General features: G+C 72.0%; 19 protein-coding genes. 6 read left to right on the top strand and 13 right to left on the bottom strand.

Annotated features, from left to right (window positions below):
- Nucleotides 1–439: 439 nt before the first annotated feature.
- The 8 genes from murD to mraZ all read right to left on the bottom strand — a co-directional run bounded on the left by murD (nt 440) and on the right by mraZ (nt 10,109).
- A complete protein-coding gene (gene murD / locus VHU88_23055; GenBank protein ID HEX3614584.1) occupies nt 440–1,870 on the bottom strand; it encodes a UDP-N-acetylmuramoyl-L-alanine--D-glutamate ligase in 1,431 nt (476 codons plus the stop codon).
- Complete coding sequence (mraY, locus tag VHU88_23050; protein ID HEX3614583.1) at nt 1,867–2,940, bottom strand: phospho-N-acetylmuramoyl-pentapeptide-transferase; 1,074 nt, start codon at nt 2,938–2,940, stop codon at nt 1,867–1,869. The genes murD and mraY overlap by 4 nt, the downstream gene beginning before the upstream one ends.
- Nucleotides 2,937–4,322, bottom strand: coding sequence for a UDP-N-acetylmuramoyl-tripeptide--D-alanyl-D-alanine ligase (murF, locus tag VHU88_23045; protein ID HEX3614582.1), 1,386 nt, complete (start codon nt 4,320–4,322; stop codon nt 2,937–2,939). The genes mraY and murF overlap by 4 nt, the downstream gene beginning before the upstream one ends.
- Nucleotides 4,319–5,860, bottom strand: coding sequence for a UDP-N-acetylmuramoyl-L-alanyl-D-glutamate--2,6-diaminopimelate ligase (locus tag VHU88_23040; GenBank protein HEX3614581.1), 1,542 nt, complete (start codon nt 5,858–5,860; stop codon nt 4,319–4,321). The genes murF and VHU88_23040 overlap by 4 nt, the downstream gene beginning before the upstream one ends.
- 49 nt (nt 5,861–5,909) lie before the next feature.
- Nucleotides 5,910–7,748 (bottom strand): penicillin-binding protein 2, encoded by a 1,839-nt coding sequence (locus VHU88_23035; GenBank protein ID HEX3614580.1) that lies wholly within the window; start codon nt 7,746–7,748, stop codon nt 5,910–5,912.
- Nucleotides 7,749–7,800: 52 nt separating this feature from the next.
- Complete coding sequence (locus tag VHU88_23030) at nt 7,801–8,544, bottom strand: hypothetical protein (GenBank protein ID HEX3614579.1); 744 nt, start codon at nt 8,542–8,544, stop codon at nt 7,801–7,803.
- Nucleotides 8,541–9,515 carry a 16S rRNA (cytosine(1402)-N(4))-methyltransferase RsmH gene (rsmH, locus tag VHU88_23025; protein HEX3614578.1) on the bottom strand — a complete coding sequence of 325 codons (975 nt, stop codon included), beginning with the start codon at nt 9,513–9,515 and terminating at the stop codon, nt 8,541–8,543. Before rsmH ends, VHU88_23030 begins: the two co-directional genes overlap by 4 nt.
- A gap of 162 nt (nt 9,516–9,677) precedes the next feature.
- Nucleotides 9,678–10,109, bottom strand: coding sequence for a division/cell wall cluster transcriptional repressor MraZ (mraZ, locus tag VHU88_23020; GenBank protein ID HEX3614577.1), 432 nt, complete (start codon nt 10,107–10,109; stop codon nt 9,678–9,680).
- A 202-nt stretch (nt 10,110–10,311) separates the two neighbouring features.
- On the opposite strand from mraZ, the gene VHU88_23015 reads away from it, so the two are divergent.
- From VHU88_23015 to VHU88_23005, 3 genes are all read left to right on the top strand, one after another.
- A complete protein-coding gene (locus tag VHU88_23015) occupies nt 10,312–11,331 on the top strand; it encodes a MoxR family ATPase (protein ID HEX3614576.1) in 1,020 nt (339 codons plus the stop codon).
- Between the two features lie 233 nt (nt 11,332–11,564).
- Nucleotides 11,565–12,872 (top strand): DUF58 domain-containing protein, encoded by a 1,308-nt coding sequence (locus VHU88_23010; GenBank protein ID HEX3614575.1) that lies wholly within the window; start codon nt 11,565–11,567, stop codon nt 12,870–12,872.
- Nucleotides 12,869–15,259 carry a DUF3488 and transglutaminase-like domain-containing protein gene (locus VHU88_23005; GenBank protein ID HEX3614574.1) on the top strand — a complete coding sequence of 797 codons (2,391 nt, stop codon included), beginning with the start codon at nt 12,869–12,871 and terminating at the stop codon, nt 15,257–15,259. Before VHU88_23010 ends, VHU88_23005 begins: the two co-directional genes overlap by 4 nt.
- A 265-nt stretch (nt 15,260–15,524) precedes the next feature.
- Here VHU88_23005 and VHU88_23000 read toward each other — a convergent pair whose 3' ends face one another.
- The gene (locus VHU88_23000; protein ID HEX3614573.1) at nt 15,525–15,917 is read right to left on the bottom strand and encodes a DUF3040 domain-containing protein; all 393 of its coding nucleotides are present in this window, start codon (nt 15,915–15,917) and stop codon (nt 15,525–15,527) included.
- A gap of 179 nt (nt 15,918–16,096) precedes the next feature.
- Nucleotides 16,097–16,861, bottom strand: a complete 765-nt coding sequence (locus VHU88_22995) for a methyltransferase domain-containing protein (protein HEX3614572.1) — start codon at nt 16,859–16,861, stop codon at nt 16,097–16,099.
- 101 nt (nt 16,862–16,962) lie between these two features.
- Here VHU88_22995 and glpK point away from each other — a divergent pair, with 101 nt between their 5' ends.
- On the top strand, nt 16,963–18,447 hold the full coding sequence (glpK, locus tag VHU88_22990) for a glycerol kinase GlpK (protein ID HEX3614571.1): 1,485 nt from the start codon (nt 16,963–16,965) through the stop codon (nt 18,445–18,447).
- Nucleotides 18,448–18,534: 87 nt separating this feature from the next.
- On the opposite strand, the gene VHU88_22985 is transcribed toward glpK, so the two are convergent.
- A complete protein-coding gene (locus VHU88_22985) occupies nt 18,535–19,239 on the bottom strand; it encodes a lysophospholipid acyltransferase family protein (protein HEX3614570.1) in 705 nt (234 codons plus the stop codon).
- Between the two features lie 161 nt (nt 19,240–19,400).
- Between VHU88_22985 and VHU88_22980 the strand changes: the two genes are divergently transcribed.
- Complete coding sequence (locus VHU88_22980) at nt 19,401–20,165, top strand: alpha/beta fold hydrolase (protein ID HEX3614569.1); 765 nt, start codon at nt 19,401–19,403, stop codon at nt 20,163–20,165.
- Between the two features lie 126 nt (nt 20,166–20,291).
- Entirely contained in the window at nt 20,292–21,023 is a 732-nt protein-coding gene (locus VHU88_22975) for a hypothetical protein (GenBank protein HEX3614568.1), read from the top strand.
- Between the two features lie 13 nt (nt 21,024–21,036).
- Here VHU88_22975 and VHU88_22970 read toward each other — a convergent pair whose 3' ends face one another.
- Nucleotides 21,037–21,618, bottom strand: coding sequence for a hypothetical protein (locus tag VHU88_22970; protein HEX3614567.1), 582 nt, complete (start codon nt 21,616–21,618; stop codon nt 21,037–21,039).
- Nucleotides 21,615–22,568: an ROK family protein gene (locus tag VHU88_22965; GenBank protein ID HEX3614566.1), complete on the bottom strand. Its 954-nt coding sequence runs from the start codon at nt 22,566–22,568 to the stop codon at nt 21,615–21,617. Before VHU88_22965 ends, VHU88_22970 begins: the two co-directional genes overlap by 4 nt.
- Between the last annotated feature and the right edge of the window lie 30 nt (nt 22,569–22,598).

The raw sequence follows: 22,598 nt of genomic DNA, 5'->3' as shown, positions 1-22,598 counted from the left end.
GACCGACTCGATCTGGGCCCGAACCTGATGCCAGTCCCGCAACAGTTCGACGACCTGCCCACCACTGCAGGACCACAAATCATTCTCGAGGTATTTCCGCGCAACGGTCAGAGCTGTCTCGAATTCCGAGACCGACTCGAGTACCGCGTTATCCATGACCCAATATTAATCCAGGCCACCGACAAAAACCGGCGAACGAACAAATCCGCCGCAAAGAATCAGCAGCCCACCGACCGGCACAATCCCACCGACCCAAAAACCCCTGCCGACCTAACCGGCGCATTGACCTGCACAGAATTTCCTGCCGAAGCCGCGCCTCAACCCGGGCAGATCCGTTGCACCGCCACGCCGTCGCCGACCGCGCCGGCAGTGAGCGTCCCGGGACGATGCCCAACCGACCGCGCATCCTGCGCCGTCTCGAACGACCCGGGGAGTTTAATCAGCTCAGTTTCTTGACGGCGGCGGCGAATCGATCGCCGCGTTCGGCATAACTGGTGAACATGTCCATCGACGCGCAGGCCGGCGCAAGAAGAACGGTGTCTCCATCAGTAGCAAGCCGCGCCGCCTCAGCGACAATTATCTCCATCGCACCCGCGTCAGTCGCCTCGACAACAACAACCGGAAGCCCCGGCGCGTGCCGTTCCAGCGCTTTCGCAATCACGTCCCGGTCCGCACCGATCAGCACAACCGCCCGAATCCGCGGAGCACTGGCAGCCACGAGGTCGTCGAATACCGCCCCCTTGGCCAGCCCGCCGGCGATCCAGACCACCCGGTCATAAGCCCGCAGCGAGGCCGCCGCGGCGTGCGGATTCGTGGCCTTCGAGTCGTCGACATACCGAACCCCGTCCACAACCGCGACCTCGGCGATCCGGTGCGCGTCCGGCCGGAAGGCCCGTAGCCCGTCCCGCACGGCCTGCGCCGTAACCCCGAACGAGCGGGCCAGGGCGGCCGCAGCAAGCGCGTTCTCCACGTTGTGCGGGGCCAACGGAACCACGTCGGCGGTCGTCGCGAGCTCCACCGCGGTGCCGCGGTCGCTGCCGCCGAAGGCCCGGTCGACGAGCAGGTCCTCGACCACGCCGAGTTGGCCCGGGCCCGGGGCGCCAAGAGTGAACCCGACCGCCCGAGCACCTTCGGTGACCGAGGCGTCCCGGACCAGTTGCTCGGTGCGCGGGTCGGCGACGTTGTAGACGCAGGCCCCCGAGACCCCGCGGTAGATGTTCCCCTTCGCCGCGGCGTAGGCGTCCAGATCGCCGTGCCAGTCGACGTGATCCGGCGCGATGTTCAACACGGCGGCCGAGTGCATCGCCAGCGAGCTGGACCAGTGCAGTTGGAAGCTGGAGAGCTCGACGGCCAGCACGTCGTAGCGCGGCTCGGCCATCACGACCTCGAGCAGCGGGGTGCCGACGTTCCCGGCGGCCACGGCGCGCAGCCCGGCCGCGGTGAGGATCGAGGTCAGCATGCGGACCGTCGTGGTCTTGCCGTTGGTCCCGGTGACGGCCAGCCAGGCCGCGGCCCCGCGCGTCGGCCGCAACCGCCAGGCCAGCTCGACCTCGCCCCAGATCGGCACCCCGCCCGCGGCCGCCGCCACGAACAGCGGTGACTGCGGCCGCCAGCCCGGCGACGTGACCACCACGTCCGCGGCGCCCGGCAACGTGTCGCCGTCGCCGAGCCGGACCTGCGCCCCGAGCGCCTCCAGCACCGCGGCCCGTTCGGCCTCGACGACGCCGGACCTGCCGTCGATGACGGTGACCCGCGCACCCAGGCCCAGCAACGCATCGGCCGCCGCGAACCCGGACACCCCGATCCCGGCCACCACCGCGTGCACGCCGGACCAGTCGGAATCCCGACCCAGCTCGGGCAACTCGCTCACGTGCCGGACAGCCACTCGGCGTAGAAGACGCCGATGCCACCGGCGACGAACAGCCCGGCGATGATCCAGAAACGGATCACGATCGTGACCTCGTTCCACCCGGCGAGCTCGAAGTGGTGCTGCAACGGCGCCATCCGGAACACCCGGCGTTTGGTCATCTTGAAGAACCCGACCTGGACGATCACCGACAGCGTGATCAGCACGAACAGCCCGCCGAGCATCAGCAGCAGCAGTTCCGTGCGGGTGGTGATTGCCAACCCGGCCAGCGCGCCGCCCAGGGCCAGCGACCCGGTGTCGCCCATGAAGATCTTGGCCGGCGAGGCGTTCCACCACAGGAAACCGAAGCAGGCGCCCATCAACGCGGCCGCGATGATCCCCAGGTCCAGAGCGTTGGGCACCGAGTAGCACAGGCCGAGGCGCCGGGGCGCGGCCGTCGAGTCGCAGCTGTTGCCGGACTGCCAGATTCCGATGAACACGTATGCGCCGAACACCATCGCCGAGGCGCCGGTGGCCAGGCCGTCGAGGCCGTCGGTCAGGTTCACGCCGTTCGAGGTGGCCGCGATCATGATGTAGGCCCACACGATGAACCCCGCGACGCCGAGCCCGAAGCTGGTGTCGCGGATGAACGAGATGTCGGTGGAGGCCACCGACAGGCCCTTGACGTCCTTGTGGGCGATCGCCAGCCCGGCGAACGAGAGCGCGACCACCGACTGGCCGGCCAGCTTCGCCTTGGCCCGCAGGCCGAGGCTGCGCTGCTTGCTGACCTTGATGTAGTCGTCGAGGAAGCCGACGATGCCCAGCCCCGTCATCAGGTACAGAACCAGCACGCCGGACAACGTGGGTTCGTGGTTGCGCAGCACGAGGTGCGCCGCGGCGTAGCCGGCCAGCACGGCGATGATGATCACCGAGCCGCCCATCGTGGGCGTGCCGCGCTTGGTCTGGTGGGTCGTCGGGCCGTCGTCGCGGATCAACTGACCGTACCCGCGCCGGACCAGCATCCGGATAGCGATCGGCGTCCCCAGCAACGAGAACACCAACGCCACGGCGGACGCGACCAGGACCCCCCTCACGCCGACACCTCGAGCAGTGCTTCGGCGACGCGTTCCAGGCCGGCCGCGCGGGAGGCCTTGACCAGCACGACGTCGGCGGGCGCGAGTTCGGCCCGCAGCAGGTCCACGGCGCCGGCGACGTCGGCGACGAAGGCCGGCGGCGCCGACCACGACCGGCCGTCGAGCGCGCCGGCCAACGTCGGCCGCGCCCCCTCGCCCACGACGACGAGCCGGGAGATGTCCATGTCGGCGACCAGCCTGCCGAGCGCCTCGTGCTCCGCCTGTGACGACTCGCCGAGTTCCCGCATCTCGCCCAGCACCGCCCAGCGGCGCCGCTGCCCGGCGATCGCGACGGTCGCGGCCAGCGCGGCCCGCATGGAGTCGGGGTTGGCGTTGTAGGCGTCGTTGACGACGGTGACCCCGTCGGCCCGGGTGGTCACCTCCATCCGCCAGCGGCTGCGCGGCGCGGCCGCGGCCAGGGCGGCCGCGATCTGGGTCGGGCTGATCCCGAGCTCGTGCCCGACGGCGGCCGCCGCCAGCGCGTTGCCGACGTGGTGCGCACCGTGCAGCGGCAACCCGACCGACGCCGAACCTGCCGGGGTGGTCAGCGTGAAGACCGGCCGGCCGTCGTCCAGTCGGACGTCGGTGGCGCGGACGTCGGCGCTGCCCAGACCGAAGGTCAACACCCGGGCGGCGGTGCGCCCGGCCATCGCCGCCACCAACGGATCGTCGGCGTTCAGCACGGCCACGCCGTCGGCCGGCAACGCCTCGACGAGCTCGCCCTTGGCCGCCGCGATGGCCCCCCGACTGCCGAACTCGCCCACATGGGCCAGGCCGACGTTGAGCACGACCCCGACCCGCGGCGGCGTCAGCTCGCACAGGTAGCGGATGTGGCCCGCGCCGCGCGCGCCCATCTCGAGCACCAAGTGGCGGGTGGACTCCTCGGCCCGGCACGCCGTCAGCGGCAGGCCGATCTCGTTGTTGAATGAGCCGGGCGGCGCGATCGTGGCCCCGCGCGATTCCAGCACGGCCGCGATCAGGTCCTTGGTGCTGGTCTTGCCCTGCGAGCCGGTGATCCCGACGACGACCAGTCCGGACCGATCCGTCAGGTCCGTCACCACTCGACGGGCCAGCAACCCCAGCGCCGCCACGGTGTCCGCGACGAGGACCGCGGGCACGCCCACCGGACGGGTCGCCAGCACCCCGGCGGCTCCGGCGGTAGCGGCCGCCGCGGCGAAGTCGTGCCCGTCGACCCGTTCACCGGCCACCGCGACGAACAGCGCCCCAGGCACCACGGCCCGCGAGTCGACGACCGCAGGCCCGGTGACGATCGCCTCCGGGTCGGCGCGGTCGAGCCGCCCGCCGGTGGCCGCGGCCACCTCGGCCAGGCTCAGCGCGATCACGGGCCGGCTCCGGCGCCCAGCTTGGCCAGGGCGTCGGTGAGCACGGTGACGTCGTCGAACGGACGCACCACGCCGGCCACCTCCTGCCCCTGCTCGTGCCCCTTGCCGGCCACCACCACGGTGTCGCCCTCGCGCGCCATCCCCACCGCGAGCTCGATCGCGGCGGCTCGGTCGTGCTCGACGTACAACGTCGCCGCCGAAGCCATCGCCACCGACTCCGCCCCGGACCGTAGCGCGGCCATGATCGCCTGCGGGTCCTCGGAGCGGGGATTGTCGTCGGTGAGAACGAGTACGTCGCCGACCCGGGACGCGATCTCACCCATGAGGGGCCGCTTGGCCCGGTCGCGGTCGCCACCGGCGCCGAGCACCACGATCAGCCTGCCCTTGGTCACCGGACGCAAGGCCGCCAGCAGCGTCTCGACCGCGTCCGGGGTGTGGGCGTAGTCGACGACGGCCAGGAACGGCTGGCCGATGGCGACCCGCTGCATCCGCCCCGGCACCCCCGGGCAGGCCGCGACGCCGAGCAGGGCGTCGTCCAACGAGATCCCGGCGACCACCAACGAGACGATCGCGCCGAGAGCGTTGGCCACGTTGAACGAACCGGGCAACGAGACCACGGCAGCCCCGCTCGCCCCGCCCGGCCCGGTGACGGTGAACTGCGACCCGTCCGGACCGGCCACGACGTCGGTGGCGCGCCAGGCCGCCGCGGAGTCGCCCGCGGCGGAGTAGGTGTGCAGTGGCAGCTGGGTCATCCGGGCCAGCCGGGCCCCGTAGGGATCGTCAAGGTTGATCACGGCCGCGGCGGCGTGCTCGGGGGTGAACAGCCGGGCCTTCGCGGCGAAGTAGTCCTCCATCGCGAAGTGGTAGTCCAGATGGTCCTGGCTCAGGTTGGTGAACGCGGCCACGTCGAACCGGATGCCGTCGACCCGGCGCATGTCGATCGCGTGCGAGGAGACCTCCATCGCCACCGCCTGCACCCCGCGCTCACGCATGACCGCGAGCAGTGCGTGCAGTTCCGGGGCCTCCGGGGTGGTCCGGATGCTGGGCAGCGCCTCGTCGCCGATCCGGGTCGCCACAGTTCCGAGCAGCCCGGTGTGCAACCCGGCGGCCCGCAGACCGCTCTCCAGCAGGAACGCCGTGGTGGTCTTGCCGTTGGTCCCGGTCACCGCAAGCGTCTTCAGCGCGGCCGCCGGGTCTCCGTAGATCTCCGCGGCCAGTTCTCCGAGCACCGCCCGGGCGTCGGGGACGGTGAGCACCGGCAGGTTGGCGTAGCGGGAGCGGTAGCGGCCCAGTGGGTCGGTCAGGATCGCCACCGCGCCGGCCGCCGCGGCATCCTGGACGAACTGGGAACCGTGAGCCCGTTCGCCCTGCATCGCCGCGTACAGGTCACCCGGGCGGACCTGCCGCGAGTCGAGCGTCAGTCCGGTCACCTCGACGTCGCCCAGCGCCCCCGACGCCTCACCCAACCCGAGCAGTCGCGCGATCTGCTCGAGCGAGCGGGCGCCGCCGGCTTCGGGCCGCGGACTCGTCGGGGTCACGGGGAGACAGGCTAACGGCCGGCCGGCCGACGAAGATCTGCCCTGCCGGTCACCACTGGGTCGGGAGACGGACCGGGGCCACGCCGGTGGGGCGGATGCCCAGGGCCTGCAGCGCGAACGCCATGGTCTGGGCGAACACCGGGCCGCCCAGCGCGCCGCCGAAGTGGCCGTTCACCGGCTGCTGGAGCGTGACCGAGACCACGATCTGCGGGGCATCGGCCGGCGCGAACCCGGCGAACGAGGCCGTGTAGCCGTCGTAGCCGTGGCCCGTGGCGAACTGCGCGGTTCCTGTCTTACCGGCCAGCGCGTAGCCCGGGACCTTGATGTGCTTGCCCGTGCCGTCGTGGCCCATTACCTGCTCCATCATCTGGGTCACCGCACTCGCGGTCTCGGGGCTGACCACCCGCGCGGGGCGACCTGGGGTCGGGACGTGCTTACGCCCGGCGCCATCGGTCCACGACTTGATCAGTTGCGGGGTCAGCCGGACGCCGCCGTTCGCGATCGTCGTGTAGAGGTCGGCGATCTGGATGGAGTTGACGGCGAAGCCCTGGCCGAACGGGATCGTGTACTTCTGCGTGCCCGACCACTTGTTCGGCTTGGTCAGGATGCCGCGGCTCTCGCCCGGGAAGCCCAGCCCGGTGGGTTCGGCGATACCGAAAGCCCGCAGGTACCGGTAGAGCACGTCGTGCGAGAGCCGGTCGGAGGCCAGCACCGTCCCGACGTTGCTGGACTGGGCCAGCACGCCGGCCAGCGTCAGTTTCTCGATGCCGTGCGCGACGTCGTCGTGCAGCGTGTGGCCGGCTCGGTGCAGAGTGCCGGGGACCTCGAGCTGGGTGGCCGGCGTTGCCAGTCCCTGGTCGATCAGCGCGGACATCGTCATGATCTTCGCGATCGACCCGGGCTCGTAGACCTGCGAGAGGGCCCGGTTGCCGCGGTTGAGGTCGTCGCCCTTGCCGGGGTCGTTCGGGTCGAACGTGGGAGCGGTGGCCATCGCCAGGATCTCGCCGGTGCGGACGTCCTCGACCACCACGGTGCCACTGGTCGCCTGGGTCTCCTTGACCTTGGCAGCGATGGCCTGCTGGGCGACCCACTCGATGTCGCGGTCGATGGTCAGCGCCACGTCCTCACCGGCGATCGGGGCGATCTGCCGGTCGGCCGCGGTCGCGATCCGGTCACCGCGGCGGTCCCGTTCGTAGGTCAGCTTGCCGGGCGTGCCGGCCAGCAGGCGGTCGTACTGGCGCTCCACGCCGCCCATGCCCTGCCCAGCGCCGTCGAGGAAGCCGAGCACGTTCGCGGCCAGCTGGTCGGCCGGGTAGACGCGTTTGGTGGAGACCTCGGCGAACACACCCGAGATCGCCTTACCGGTGCCCGGGTCGACGGTGTTCTGCACCTGCCGCCAGACCATCGGGTCGATGTCGCGGGCCAGCACCACGTAGTGCCTCGGCCGGTCGGCCAGGCGCTGGGTCAGCGTCGGCTCGTCGACGCCGAGCAGCGGCGAGAGCAGGTGGGCGTACATCGCCGGGTCCGCGACCAGCGTCGGATCGGCGGTGACCGTCCGCGCCTCGACCGTGCGGGCCAACGTCTGTCCGTTGCGGTCGGTGATCATGCCCCGGTTGGCGGGGATGTCGACGGTGCGCAAGCGCTCGCTCTCGGCAACCATCGCATAGCTGTGGGCCTGGACGCCCTGCACCTGCACCAGCCGAACGGCCATCAACGCCAGGATCAGGCCGAGCACCGCCGCGCCCGCACCGAGCCGCTTGGCCGGTTCGCCCAGTCGGGCCCGCCGCAGCCGCACCACGGGACGCGGCTGCTGCGCCCGGCTGGGTCGACTCGGCCGGCTCGGCCGCACCTGCCGCCGCTGCTGCGGAACCATCGGACGCTTCCTCACCGTTTCTCCGTTCGCTCGTGCTCCTCGCTCGTTCCTCGCTCGTCGCAGTCGCTCAACGAGCCACCCTCTCCGGCGGCGGAGCCACCAGCATCGCGCCGCCGTCACCCTGGTTCTGCTGTGCCAACCGCTGCTGCCAGGCCTGTTGTTCGGCCGCGGCCCGAGCCGCCGCGGCCTGCGCCGCCGCCCGGGCGGCGGCCTCGCGGGCTGCCTGCTCCCGGGCTGCCCGTTCCGCATCGGCCTGTGCCTGCTCCGCCGCGGCCTTCTGTGCGGCCTTGGCGGCCTTCGCGTCGGCCTTTGCCTTCTCTGCCGCGGCTTTTTGCGCCTGTGCTGCCTGCTGCTCCGGTGTGGCCGGGATCGGTTCACCGTCGGCGAACTCGTTCTGGCCGGTGATCGAGGAGTCGGCCAACCGCACGTAGGCAACGCCCGGCGCGGGAACCATGCCCAGCTTCGTGGCGTCGGCGGCCAGCCGGTCCGGCGCGTTGGAGCGGGAGAGCGACTCCTGCAGCGACGCGCTCTGGTCGTTCAGTTCCGAGACTCGCTTCTGCAGCTTCGCCACCGTGAACGAGCTCTGCGCGAGCGCCGTGTTGACCCCCAGCAGCGCGGCCAGGCCGACGCTGAGGATCGCGACGATGACCAGGATGAAGGTGGCCCGCCCGGGACGGGAGGTCGCCGGGGCGGCCACCACCGGTTGCGTGGCCGGGGTCCGCCGGGTCCGCGGCGGCAGCGGTAGCGCGGTGGAGTGCCGGCCTCCGCTCGGTCGGCCGCGCTCGTCCAGCCGCAGGGACTCCGCGGTCATGCCGCCCGCAGCTTCTCGACGGCGCGCAGGCGCGCGGAGGCCGACCGGGGGTTCGCGGCGAGTTCGGCCTCGTCCGGGCCCGCACCGCGCGCCAGCAGCCGCAGGACGGGGGCATGCTCGGGCAGCTCCACCGGAAACCCGGGCGGGGCCGACGAGGTCGCTCCCGCCGCGAAGGCCCGCTTGACCACGCGATCCTCCAGTGAGTGGTACGACAGCACTGCGACGCGCCCGGCCACGGTGATCGCGTCGATCGCCGCCGGTAGGGCTCGTTCCAACGCGGCCAACTCGCCGTTCACGGCGATCCGCAGGGCCTGGAACGTGCGCTTGGCCGGGTTGCCCCCGGTGCGCCGGGCCGGGGCCGGGATCGCGGCGCGGATCAGCTCGACCAGCCGGGCTGAGTTCGTGAACGGCTCGCGCGCCCGTTCGGCGAGCACGGCCTTGGCGATCCGGGATGCGAATCGCTCCTCGCCCCACTCGCGCAGGATCCGGGTGAGCTCGCCGGCCGAGTACGTGTTGAGGATGTCCGCTGCGGTCAACTGCGCGGTCTGGTCCATCCGCATGTCCAGCGCGGTGTCGCGGGCGTAGGAGAAGCCGCGCTCGCCGCGGTCGAGTTGCATCGAGGAGACCCCGAGGTCGAACAAGGCGGCGTCGATCCCGGTCAGGCCGAGCCGGAGCAGCACCTCGGGCAACTCGTCGAACACGACGTGCTCCAGCCGGACGCGTTCACCGAATCGGGCCAACCGGCGGGCGGAGCGCTCCAGCGCCATCGGGTCGCGGTCCAGGCCGACGAGCCGCAACCCGTCGAAGCGGTCGAGCATCGCCTCGCTGTGGCCCCCGAGCCCGACCGTCGCATCGACCACTACCGCGTTCGGCCGCACCAACGCGGGGGCGAGCACCTCGAGGATCCGCTCGCAGAGCACCGGGACGTGCTCCGCAGCGGACTCCTCCTGACCTCGCTCGCGCTCGGTCAACGCCGTGCCTCCCACCGCTGGGTTCTGTTCGGGCAGTTCGAATCGGTGGGCGTCTGCGTGCCTCCAGGTCCCCGCCCGCTCGTCCGGCCGGCTCCGGGGAAGTGAGCCGGCACCACCGAGCGGGCCGAGACCTGACGGCACGTCAGTCCGCGCCTGTCGCGGTCACATGAGTCCGGGCAGCACCTCCTCGGACAGATCGGCGAACGCCTGCTCCTGCGCGGTCAGGTAGGTCTCCCACGCCGACGTGTCCCACAGCTCGACCCGGGAATTGGCTCCGATGACCACGCAGTCCCGGTCCAGCCCGGCGTAGGCGCGCAACGCCGGCGGGACCGTGAACCGGCCCTGCTTGTCCGGCACCTCGTCGGAGGCACCGGCGTAGAGCACCCGCATGAAGTCGCGCGGGCCTTTCTGGGTGACCGGGGCACTGCGCAACGACTCCGCGATCCGGGCGAACTCGGCGACCGGCCAGATGTAGAGGCAACGCTCCTGGCCTTTCGTGATCACGAGACCCTCCGCGAGCTCGTCCCGGAACTTGGCGGGCAGGATCAGCCGCCCTTTTTCGTCCAGGCGGGGGGTGTGGGTGCCGAGGAACATGGCCCCTCCCCCACCGCTTGGACCCAATCTACTCCATTACCCTCCACACTACTCCACTTCACTCCACTCATGATTCAAAGTGTCGCCACTTTCCCCCATTGGGGCACCGGTTCCCGCGCGCGGCGGGACCACTGACGCAGACACCATGCAGGACCGTTGCGACAATGGCTCCTCACACCGCCGGCACCGCCCTGGAGGACCGTTGTCCACCCCCTCGTACGACGGATCCGGCTTCGACTCCTCGTTCCCGCCCACGGCGAGCAGTTACGGGTTCCCGCCGGCCGCCGGGCTCACGGAGACCGCGGGTCGTATCGCGGCGGCGATCGAGCGGGTGGTGATCGGCAAGCGCGAGTCCGTGCGGCTGGCGTTGGTCGTGCTGCTGGCCGAGGGGCACCTGCTGATCGAGGACGTGCCCGGAGTCGGGAAAACCCTGCTGGCCAAGGCATTGGCCCGCTCCATCGACTGTTCGGCGCGCCGCATCCAGTTCACGCCGGACCTGCTGCCCTCGGACATCACCGGCGTCTCGATCTGGAACATGGAGCGACGCGAGTTCGAGTTCAAGCCCGGTGCGGTGTTCTCCAACGTGGTCATCGGCGACGAGATCAACCGGGCTTCGCCGAAGACCCAGTCGGCGCTGCTCGAGTGCATGGAGGAGAACCAGGTCACCGTCGACGGCATCACCTACGAGCTGGCCGCCCCGTTCATGGTGGTGGCCACGCAGAACCCGGTCGAGATGGAAGGCACTTACGCCCTGCCGGAGGCGCAGCGCGACCGGTTCATGGTGCGGGTGTCGATGGGTTACCCGGATCCGTCGGCGGAACTGCTGATGATCGACGGCCACGGCGCCGCGGATCCGCTGGAGTTCCTGGAGCCGGTGGCCGATGCCCGCGCGGTGGTGAAGCTGATCGAGACGGTGCGTGCGGTGCACGTCTCCCCGGCGGTCAAGAAGTACGCCGTCGACATCATCATCGCGACCCGGAACAGCAGCGAACTGCGCCTGGGCGCCTCCCCGCGAGCCACGCTGCACCTGATCCGCGCAGGGCGCGCCGCGGCGGCGCTCGACGGCCGCGACTACGTGCTGCCCGACGACGTCCAGTCACTCGCCGTCCCGGTGCTGGCGCACCGACTGCTCACCACGGCCGAGGCCCAGATCGCGCGCCGGTCGGCCTCGGCGGTGCTGGCCGACATCGTCCGCAAGGTCTCCCTGCCCGCGGGCCGATGAGCGAGCCTGCGAGCGAGTCAATGTCACAGTGGCAACCAGCCCCGACCTGGCACTGGCGGACGAAGGTCCGCCGATGAGCGAGCCTGCGAGCGAGTCAATGTCGCAGTGGCAACCAGCCCCGACCTGGCACGGGCGGACGAAGGTCCGCCGATGAGCGAGCCCTGGTGACGGCTCAGCAACACGGCGCGGCGCCGGGAAGCGGTCGGCCCGTGGGCCGACCGGGTTCGTTCGCCGTGCGTACCAAGTCTGTCCGTGGCCCGTTGACCCTGCGGGGCGTGACGTTCCTGCTCGTCGGGATCGCCGGAGCCGTGGTGCCGATCGTGCAGGCAGGCACCGGCGGGCTGGTCCGGGTGGCGATCCTCGCGCTGTCGCTGCCGCTGGTCTGCGCGGTGGTCGTGCACCTGACCGAGAACAACATCCGCTGCCGCCGCAGCATCGAGCCGACCCGCGTGCAGGTCGGCGAGGAGACCCGGGTGACTTTGCAGCTGGAAAACACTTCCGGGCTGCGCTCCGGGCGACTGCTGGCCCACGACGTGCTCCCCCGCCGCATCTCGGTTGCCCAGCCGCGCTTCGTGATCGAGCGCCTCGACGGCCACGCCACCCGGGAGATCCGGTACGTTCTGCGCCCGGCCGTCCGCGGGCGCTACCAAGTGGGCCCGTTGACCGTGCGCGTCGGCGACCCGTTCGGCATGTCCGAGATCGCCCGGGCGTTCCCGGCTGTCGAGACGCTGATCGTGATCCCGGTCGTCGAACACCTGCCTCAGGTGCTGCTCGGCGGCGAGTGGACCGGCGGCGACGACAGCAGCCCGAGCGCGATCCGGACCGCCGGCGAGGACGACATCGGCATCCGCGAGTACCACCGCGGCGACCCACTGCACCGCATCAACTGGCGCGCCACCGCGCGCCGCGGCGAACTGATGGTCCGTCAGGAGGAGCAACCCCGGCAGAGCCGGGCCACGCTGCTGCTCGACGCCCGCTGGTCGGCGCACCGCGGCGAGGGCGCGACGTCCTCGCTGGAGTGGGCGGTCTCCGCGGTCGCGTCGTTGGCGATCCACCTGCACCGGCGGGGTTTCTCGCTGCGGGTGCTGACCGAGACCGGCGACCCGTTGGTCGGGACGGCGGCGGACCTGCTGGCCCCGGTACCGGACGTCGAGGGCCTGCTGCTGGACGGGCTGGCCGAGTTGGAGTCCAGCCGGGTGCCGTCGTTGCGCGACGCCAGCCTGGCGCTGGGCCGCGCCGGGTCGGACAGCCTGATGATTGCGGTGCTGGGCACGATGAGCGAGCAGGACGCCTCCGACCTCGCCCGGCGCCGGCAGGGCACCAGCACCGCGGTCGCGATCGTCCAGCGGGCCTGGACCTGGGCCGGGCCGGGTTCGGAGCCGGCCGCCGAACGGGAGTACACCCGAAGCGTCGCTCTGCTGCGGGACGCCGGCTGGCGCGTCGTGCAGGTGCGGGCCGGCGATCGGCTGGCCGACTTGTGGCCGCTGGCCGCCCGGGGCGCCGCGGGCACCGGTATCCCGCTGGTCGAGGCCGGCGCATGACCACCACCGCGACACGGCCGCAGACACCGGTAGCCACCGCCGGCGGTCGCCCGGGGGTGGACTCGCCGCTGCGCCGAGGCATCCTCGGCTGGCTGGCGGCGGTGCTCGCGGTCAGCGTGCTGTTCTCCGAACTGCACGGCGGAGGCTGGTACGCCCGGTCGGTCGGTGTGATGACGCTGATCGCCGCGCTCGGCGTCGGCGGCCGGAGCCTCCGGCTCAACCATGACCTCATCGTCGTGTGCCAACTGGTCGCAGGCTTCGAGTTCGTGCTGCTGATGTTCACCCCGGGCGAGCTGGCCGGCGGGACGCTGCCGACCCGTGCCGCGTTCCGCCAGCTCGGTCACCTGACCCGCACGGCGTGGCACCAGCTCTTCGTGCTCACCCCGCCCTTGCACCCCGACGGCGCCTTGACGTTCGCCGTGGTGTGCATGGCGGCGTTGGTCGCCCTCGCGGTGGACCTCGTCGCGGGATCCGCGGGCAAGGTCGCGTTGGCCGGCGTCCCCCTGCTGGCGATGGAGATCTTCCCGGTCGCCTTCGGCCAGGAGTCCGGCGCACTGTTCCTCGCCCCGGCCGTCGCCTTCCTGATGCTGATCGCCGAGAAGCGCGACCGGCTGGCCCCTCGCATCGGCGTGGTCGTGCTGGCGCTGGCGATGGTCGTGCCCTCCGTGACCCCGAAGATCAACGGCCGCTACGAGGCCCACAAGGGATTCGGCCAGACGACAAAGGCGAAGACGATCACCACGCTGAACCCGTTGGTGACCATGCGTGGGGATCTGGTCCAGCCCATCGACACCGACCTGATGAACATCACGACGACCTCCGCCCACCCGGGCGACGTCTACCTGCGGACCGTGACCCTCGACAGCTTCGACGGCACCGAGTGGAAGGCCGGGAAGCGCAAGGTCGACTCGTTCGACCCCCAACTGGCCGACCCGGTCGGTCTGTCGCCTGCGATCGACGTCTCCCCGGTCGACACCACGATCAGCGCCGCCGCCGGGTTCGAGTCCGACTACCTGCCGATGCCGTACCCGACCATCAAGGTGACGGTCCCCGGGCAGTGGCGGCTGGACCCGCTGACCGAGAACATCGTCAGCCACAAAGGCCGAGATCAGATCTCCGGGCTGAACTACTCGGTCACCAGCGACGATCTGAACGCCAAGGCCTCGGACGTCGCGAGCAACATCGCGATCACCTCCTACCTGGAGCCATACCTCCAACTGCCGACGGACATCGCCGCGTCGGTGAAGCAGGCCGCGCAGCGGATCACCGCCGACGCCAAGGGCCCGCTGGAGATCGGGCAGGCGCTGCAGGCCTGGTTCACTGCCCCGGGCAACTTCGTCTACGACCTGAAGACCACCCCCGGGACCGGTGACCAGGCGATCGTCGACTTCCTGCGGTTCCGGCACGGATTCTGCGAGCAGTTCGCGGCGACGATGGCCGTAATGGCGCGGATGCTCGGGATTCCGGCCCGGGTCGACGTCGGGTTCACCTCGGGCCGGCTCGGCGACGCGGGCAACCGGATCATCAGCGCCCACGACGCCCACGCCTGGCCGGAGCTGTGGCTGCCGAACATCGGCTGGGAGCGGTTCGAGCCGACCCCCGGCAGCGCGAGCTCCGACCCGCACGCCCCGAACTGGCTGATCACCAAGCAGCAGCAGAACCAGACGCCGGACACCGGACAGAGCACCGAGTCGACCCCGTCGCCGCAGCCCGGCAGCAGCTCCGCGGGCTCCTCGGCGGGCGCCTCGTCCGCCGACAGCGGCCAGGCCGACTGCTCGGCCACCCCGGACGCACCGCAGTGCCAGAGCCCGAACACCCCGCCGACACCGAATCCGCCGGCGCAGCGCCCGCTGTGGAAGACGTTGCTCTACTTCTGGAGCTGGCTGCCGTTGCTCCTGCTGCTGTCCCCGGCCCTGGTCCGGGTGCTACGGCGCCGGCGACGCTGGGCGGTCATAGCGGCCGCCCGGGCACCGGGGGCCGCTGCCGCGGATGCCGCCGAAGCGGCCTGGAGCGAGCTGCGCGACGAGGCCCTCGACCTGGGTTACCCGTGGCCGGTGGCCCGCACCCCGCGGCAGACCAGCGCCCAGCTGACCGCCGACGGCGGGCTGTCCGCGGTCGGCGCCGGCGCCCTGACCCACGTCAGCGGGACGGTCGAACGCACCCGATACGCCCGTGCGGGCACCGCGGTCGCGGTGCCCGATCAGCTGCGAGCCGCGGCGATCCATGTCGAGGCCGAGCTGCGCCGCAACGCCGGGCCCTGGCGTCGGGTGCTGGCCGTCGCGTTGCCCAAGTCGCTGTGGGTCGGCGCCGTCGCCGTGGTCAACCGCGGGCGAGCAGACGGACGCCCCTGGGCGCGCGCCTTGCTCCCCCGCCGAGCCGGCGACTGAGCCGCGCCGGATCCTTGGGCGCAGCCACCGAAAATGGGGGTGCGGGTGTTCCCGGTTGAAGCGGGCTTCGCCCGGTCCAACCGGTCAACAGGCTTCACTTGGCTCGGGAGCCACGAGCAGGCTCGCAAGCTCGCTTGCTCGCGCTCCGCTCGCCTCAATCGCCTGTGGCGAAGCCCCCGCCGGCGGCGCGAAGCGACGCAATGAACAGCGAGAGGCCGACCCGGTTCGCGCTCTCCGCGAACATGGGTCGGCCCCTTCCGGCCTCTCAGCCCTGGTCTCGACGCTTGCGCCAGCGGTCCTCGAAGCGGTCGGTGACGCTGCGCTTGGCCGGACGCTGCTTGCCCGATTTCTGCGCGGGCCGGGCCGCGGCAGCGTCGCCGCCGGTCACCTTGCGCCAGCTGGAGACCGCGAACAACGCCGAGGCCAGCATCACCACGAAGCCGAGGACACCCACCGCAATCAGCGGGCCCTTGGCGATCACCCCGGTGAGCAGTGCGGCGATGCCCAGGACGAAGCCGGCGGCAGCCTGGGCAGCCCGCCGCCGGTAGTGACTACGAAGGTCGGTCCCGCGCAGCGACGACACGAACTTCGGGTCCTCCGCGTAGAGGGCCCGCTCCATCTGCTCGAGCAGACGCTGTTCGTGCTCAGACAGCGGCACGGATACCTCCTCCTCGGCCGCAATCGCGGTCGCCCGCTCCCGAGAGCTCTCCCCTGAGAAGTCTCACCTGCCAGAATAAGCAGGCAAGGGCGCGCTTGTAACCCGACCTGGACAACAGTTCACCCCCAGCTCCACACCGGAATACCCGGCGTGGACCGTTCGACCCCGATCCGGGTGTGTTACATCACCGCGCCGCGGGTCGCCAGCACGTGCAGCTGGGCGGCCACGACGAGGAACTCGGGCCGGACCGCCAGTTGGGTCTCCAGGTCGAGCAACTCGGCGGAGCGGGCGGGGTCGCCGTCCACCAACCCGGCCGGGACCAGGTCCGAACAGACGCGAATGCCGTGCACCGCGGTGATGCTCAGCCCCGCGGCGGCGAACATCGGCGGCAGGTCCTCAGGTGCGAAGCGACGCGGCAGCGGGTCGCGGTCGCCCCAGCGCCCGGCCGGGTCGACCAACGCCGCGCGGGCCTGGTCGAGATGCCCGGCCACCGCACGGGCCAGAACGGCGGCGTTGCGATTGGCGGCCAGCACGCTGATAGGTCCACCCGTCCGGAGCAGCGTGGCCGCCGCGGCCAGGACCGCGTTGGGCTCCTCGACGTGCTCGAGTACCCCGTGGCACAGCACGACGTCGAAGCTCTCGGGCGGGAACAGCTCGCCGAGCCGGCTCGCGTCGTCCTGGACCGAGCGGATGAGCGTCGCGACATCGGCGTCCGCCGCGCGCCGGTCCAACGCGGCCAGCGCGTCGGGGCTCGGCTCCAGCACCGTGACCCGGTGCCCGAGGGCGGCCACCGGAACGGCGAACCCGCCCGTCCCGCCGCCGACGTCGAGCACCTCGAGGTCGGCCCGGCCGACCTCCGCCGCCCGCCGCGCCAGCGCCTCCTCGAGCGCCTCGCGGATCACCGCGGTTCGGACCCGTTGCCGCAGGTTCGGCCCATCACTCACGGACGCCACGTTATCGGGATCACCGGCTGCGTAAGGTCGCCGGACATGAGCGAGCTTGCGAGTGAATCAATGTCACAGTGCCCGCCGGAAGCGAGCGCGCGGTGAGCATCCTGGCGATCGACGCGGGCACGACCGGGGTGACGGCTCTGGTGGTCACCGAGTCCGGATCCGTCGCGGCGCGTGGGTACCAGGACTTCCCCCAGCACTTCCCCGCCCCGGGGCAGGTCGAGCACGAGCCCGAGGAGATCTGGCAGGCCACGCTGAGTGCCTGTCGGGCGGCGACCGAGGCGGCACAGGCGTCCGGCGGCACGCCGGTCCGGTGCGTAGGCATCACCAATCAGCGCGAGACCGCGGTGCTGTGGGACCGCAAGACGCTGGCCGCGCCGCGGCCGGCGGTGGTGTGGCAGGACCGGCGAACCGCGGCGATCTGCGACCGGCTGCGTGCGGCCGGCCACGAGCCGCGGGTCGCCGAGCTCACCGGGCTGCGGCTGGACCCGTACTTCACCGGCACCAAGTTGACGTGGCTGGCCGAGAACGACCCGGCGTGGGCCGATGTGCGCCGCGGTGCGGTGGCGCTCGGCACGGTCGACTCGTACCTGATCGCTCGCCTGACGGGGGGTCAGATGCACGTGACCGACGCATCGAACGCTTCCCGGACCCTGTTGTACGACATCGGCGCCGGGGCGTGGTCGCCGGAACTGTGCGATCTGCTTGAGGTCCCGGTCGAGGCGCTGCCCACCGTGCTGCCGTCGTGGGGCGAGTTCGGCCGCACCGATCCGGACGCCTTCGGCGGACTGGACGTGCCGATCACCGGGGTGGCCGGCGACCAGCAGGCCGCGTTGTTCGGCCAGGCGTGCTTCCGCCCCGGGCAGTCCAAATGCACCTACGGGACCGGCTCGTTCGTGCTGGTGAACACGGGCGGCAAGGTGGTCCGCTCGGACGCCGGGCTGCTTACCACCGTGGCCTGGCAGGCCCCGGACGGCGCGCTGACCTACGCGCTGGAGGGAGCGGTGTTCGTCACCGGCGCGGCCGTCCAGTGGCTGCGCGACGGGCTCGGGGTGATCGAGACCGCCGCGGCGAGCGAGGAACTCGCGGCCTCAGTACCGGACAGCGGCGGAGTGGTGTTCGTGCCCGCGCTGACCGGGCTGGGCGCCCCGCACTGGGACCCGGCCGCCCGCGGCACGATCCTCGGCCTGACCCGCGGCAGCACTCGCGCCCATCTCGCGCGGGCCACGTTGGAGGCGATCGCGTTCGAGGTTCGCGACGTCGTCGAGGTGATGATGGCGGAGGCTGCGCTCGAGCTTCCCGCGCTCACGGTCGACGGCGGCGCCGCGGCCAACGGACTGCTCTGCCAGATCCAGGCCGACCAACTCGGCGTCCCGGTGCGCCGGCCCACGGTGCTGGAGACGACCGGTCAGGGCGCGGCGTTCCTGGCCGGGCTGGGCGCCGGGATCTGGGCCGACCCGGCCGAACTGGCCGACACCTGGGCCTTGGACCGGCGCTTCGATCCACAGCCCGTCGACGCGGCCGCCTACCGGCGCTGGCAACGGGCCGTCGAGCTCGCCCGAAGCTGGGCCGACGCCTGAACCATCCACTTCTGCTGCCTGTCGCACCTATCAGGGCGCCCTGATAGGTGCGACGGGCAGCAGAAGTGCAGTCCGGGGGACGGCGGGTCAGGCGGCGCGGTCGCGCGGGGTGGTCGAGCGGGGCGTGGACTTGGCGACGCTGGCGTAGATGTCGACGTACTCCTGGCCGGACAACTGCATGAGCTCGTACATCAGCTCGTCGGTGATCGAGCGCAGCACGAAGCGGTCGTCCTCCAGGCCCGCGTACCGGGAGAAGTCCAGGGGGGCGCCGATGCGCACCCCCACCCGGGCGATCTTCGGCACGACCTGGCCGGGCGGCTGCACCTTGTCGGTGTCGACCATCGCGACCGGCAGCACCGGGACCCCGGCCTGCAGCGCCAGCCGGGCCACCCCGGTCCGGCCGCGGTAGAGCCGGCCGTCCGGCGAGCGGGTGCCCTCGGGGTAGATCCCGAACAGGTCCCCGCGCCCCAGCACCGACATGCCCGCGGCGAGCGCACCGTCCGAGGCCGAGCCGCCGGACCGGTTGATCGGGATCTGCCCGACACCACGGAAGAAGCCTGCGCTGAAGCGACCCTTGACACCCGTGCCGGTGAAGTACTCCTCCTTGGCCACGAACGTGATCCGACGCGAGACGACCAGCGGCAGGAAGAACGAGTCGCAGAACGCGAGGTGGTTGCTGGCCAGGATCGCCGGGCCCTTCGCCGGGATGTTCTCCGCTCCCTGCACCCACGGTCGGAACGCGGCGCGCAGGGGCGGGCCCAGGAGGAAGTACTTCATGATCCAGTAGAGCACCGCACATCCCTCCAAACCCCGGCTGCGGGAGCAAGCCTAAGGCCCCGCTTGTTGTTCGCCTGTGCTCCTCGCTCGGCGCAGTCGCAGGCCGGTGGAGGCAGCGCGCGACGACCCCGCCGTGCGACTATTCGTCGAGAGATTCAGAGCTTCAGGGGGCCACGTTGCCAGTTTTGCGGGGCGCCGAGCCTTACCACCACAGCGGCGGCAGCGTCGGGGCTCTGCTGTGCCACGGGTTCACCGGGACCCCGCAGTCGATGCGGCCCTGGGCGCAGTACCTGGCGGCCGCGGGGCTGACCGTCGCACTGCCGCGGCTGCCCGGGCACGGCACCAGTTGGCAGGACGCCAACATGACCAACTGGTCCGACTGGTACTCCTGCGTCGAACGCGAATTCGTCGCGCTGCGCGAACGCTGCGAGCAGGTCTTCGTGATGGGCCTGTCGATGGGCGGGACGCTGGCGCTGCGGCTGGCCCAGTGCAACGGCTCGGCCGTGGCCGGGGTCGTGGTGGTCAACCCGTCCGTGCTCGGCCGCGACCCCCGGCTGCGGCTGCTGCCGGTGCTGCACCGCTTCATCGGCAGCTTCCCGGCGATCGGCGACGACATCCGCAAGCCCGGCGTCCACGAGCTGGCCTACGACCGCAACCCGCTGCGGGCACTGGAGTCGCTGCGCCGCACCTGGCCGACGGTGCAGGCCGACCTGCCCCGGGTCACCCAGCCGGTGCTGCTGATGCGCAGCTACACCGACCACATCGTGGAGTCGGAGAGCTCGGCGATGGTGCTGGCTCGGGTGTCCTCGCGCGACGTAACCGAGATCGTCCTGCACGACAGCTACCACGTGGCGACCCTCGACCACGACGCGCCGCGGATCTTCGACGCCAGCCTGGAGTTCGTCCGTCGGCTGGCGCCGGCCGCGGCGGAGCGCCCATGACCGAGGCCGGGCTCCCGGGCGAGGCCGCTCGCCGTCCAACGGGCTTGCCATGAGCGAGCTCGCGAGCGAATCAATGTCACCGTGCCAGCCACCTCCAGCGGGTTCCTTGCGAACGCGGGTGCGCCGGTGACCACTCCGGGCCGTAGCAACGGCCTGCCCGCGGCCCGGTACACCCCGTTGGTCGACTTGGAACCGCACTTCGCCGATGCCCTGCTGGAGGCGCTGCGCGCGGAGGGAGTCGCCGCCTACGCCGCCCCGGCGCCCGGCCACCGCGGGCCGTACCTGGACATCCAGTTGCCGGACCGGCCGACCGACCGGGTGTGGGTCGATGCCGAGGGCACCGGCCGGGCCCGCGAGGTGCTGCGCGAGCGGATGCCGGAGTTCTCCGAAACCGTGCTCGGCTCCGGCCGCGCGCCCGTGCTGACCCAGGCCGAGTCCGACGCGGCCTGGCAGGCGATCGTGGCCGGTTGGGACAAGACCACCAGCGAGCCGGTGCCGCCTTGGCCGGTCTCCGAGGACGCCTCCGCCGACGAGCCCGCCGGACCGAGCCTGCCTACGGTTTCGGCCTGGGCCGATCTCACACCGCGACCGGTCGCGCCGCCGCCGCCGGACCCGGAGGAGCACTTCGTCCCGCCGCCCCCGCCGCCGCTGCCCCGGCTGGATGCCAAGACCAAGCTGGCCTGGCTCGGCGTGGCGCTGCTCCCGATCGACCTGGTGCTGCGCGGCTGGCTGGGCTGGTACCTGTTCTACGGCGACGAGATGCTCGCGCTCGGCGCGTTCATCGGCGGCGCCGCGGCGTTGATCTACCGGATGCGCGACGCCGACGGTTCCGGGCCCGACGACGGGGCCGTCGTCTGAGCGCTGCCGGTCGTCAGTCGACCGTTCCGAGTAGCAGGTCGGCCACCACCGGACGCTCCCGCTCGGTGGCCGTGGTGGTCGGACCCTCGCCCAACCACCAGTCCAGCACCCGCACCCCGGGCGACACCTGGATCGCGCCGGCCGGGTTGGCCGTCGGCTCCGCGCACAGGATCTGGTGGCGGCCGCCGAACGCCTTGAGCCTGTCGACCAGTTCGCTCGCCCGCGTGGACCGCTCCGGGCTCGCCGTCCCCAGCCGGGTCGCGCACACCACCACCCGCACCCGGGACACCTCGGCCACGGCCAGCGCGACGTCCGACCCGTCAGGCCCGGCGATCGACTGCTGAGACCCGAAGACGTGCATCCGGAAGCTGGCCAGCACCAGATTGCCGCCGCCGGACCGGCCGCCACCGGCGGTCAGCATCTCGGCCTGCCGAGCCACCCCCGCCGAGCGGGAGCGCCAGCGCAACCGGGTCGGTGCCCCTTGCAGGCACGCGAAGTCGGGCCGGACCGCGCGGATCGCCGCGGCGATCTGCGCGGCATCGGCGCGCACCGCCCCGAGGTCCCAGGTCAGCACCCGGATCGGCACCGGATTCACGCTGTGTCCATTGGTTCGCTCGCAAGCTCGGTCCGGGCCAGGTCGGCGGCGCCGATCATCCCGGCGTCGTTGCCCATCCGGGCAGGCAGCACCTCGGCGACGCGGCGACCGGTCGACAACCGCCGAGCCAGGCTCTCCCGAGCCGGCCCGAGGAGATCCTCGCCGGCCTCGACGACCCCGCCGCCGATCACGAAGCACTCCGGGTCCAACAGGGTCGCCAGCGCTGCCAGGCCGACGCCCAGCCAATCGCCCAGGCCGGCCAGCAACGAGCGGGCGCCCGGGTCGCCGGCGGCGGCCAGGTCGGTGATCATCGGTCCGGTCAGGTCGTCGGCCCGGTCGCCGCAGGCCGCGCGCAGGCCGGGCGCCGTCGAGTCACCGGCGGCGATCAGATCGCGGCCGGCGCGGACCAGCGCGGTACCGCTGGCGTACTGCTCCAGGCATCCGCGCTGCCCGCACGGGCACGCCCGCCCGCCCGGGGCGACGACCAGGTGCCCGACCTCGCCGGCCGCTCCGAACCCGCCACGTTGCAACACTCCCCCGGTGACGATGCCGCCTCCGACGCCGGTCCCGACGGTCACCGCGACCACGCTCGCGCGCCCCGCCGCCGCCCCGAAGCGGACTTCGGCCCAGGCCGCGGCATTGGCGTCGTTGTCCACCCGGACCGGCACCCCGAGCCGGTCGGCCAACTCCCGCCCGATCGGCCGGTCGTGCCAGCCCAGGTTGGGCGCCGCGACCACCGTGCTGCCGTCCACGTCGACGAATCCCGCGACACCGACCCCCACCGGCGCCCCCGGGGCATCCAGTTCGGCGACGGCCTGGACCATCGCCGCCAGCGCCTCCTCGGGCTGGTGCGGGGTGGCCACGCGTAGGCGCCGCACCACGTGACCGGACTCGTCGACCAGACCGACGGCGGTCTTGGTGCCGCCCACGTCGAGACCGATCGCCGTCACGTCGACGACCTCCTGTGTCCGCACCAGTTC

Source organism: Sporichthyaceae bacterium (genome assembly GCA_036269075.1).
Classification (GTDB): Bacteria; Actinomycetota; Actinomycetes; order Sporichthyales; family Sporichthyaceae; genus DASQPJ01.
This window is presented reverse-complemented; position numbering and strand designations above follow the sequence as displayed.

What these genes read in the sequence shown, in the direction of transcription:
- VHU88_23005 (HEX3614574.1), top strand. Translation starts at nt 12,869, where the DNA reads ATGACCACCACCGCGACACGGCCGCAGACACCGGTAGCCACCGCCGGC.
- mraZ (HEX3614577.1), bottom strand. Translation starts at nt 10,109, where the DNA reads ATGTTCCTCGGCACCCACACCCCCCGCCTGGACGAAAAAGGGCGGCTG.
- VHU88_23030 (HEX3614579.1), bottom strand. Translation starts at nt 8,544, where the DNA reads ATGACCGCGGAGTCCCTGCGGCTGGACGAGCGCGGCCGACCGAGCGGA.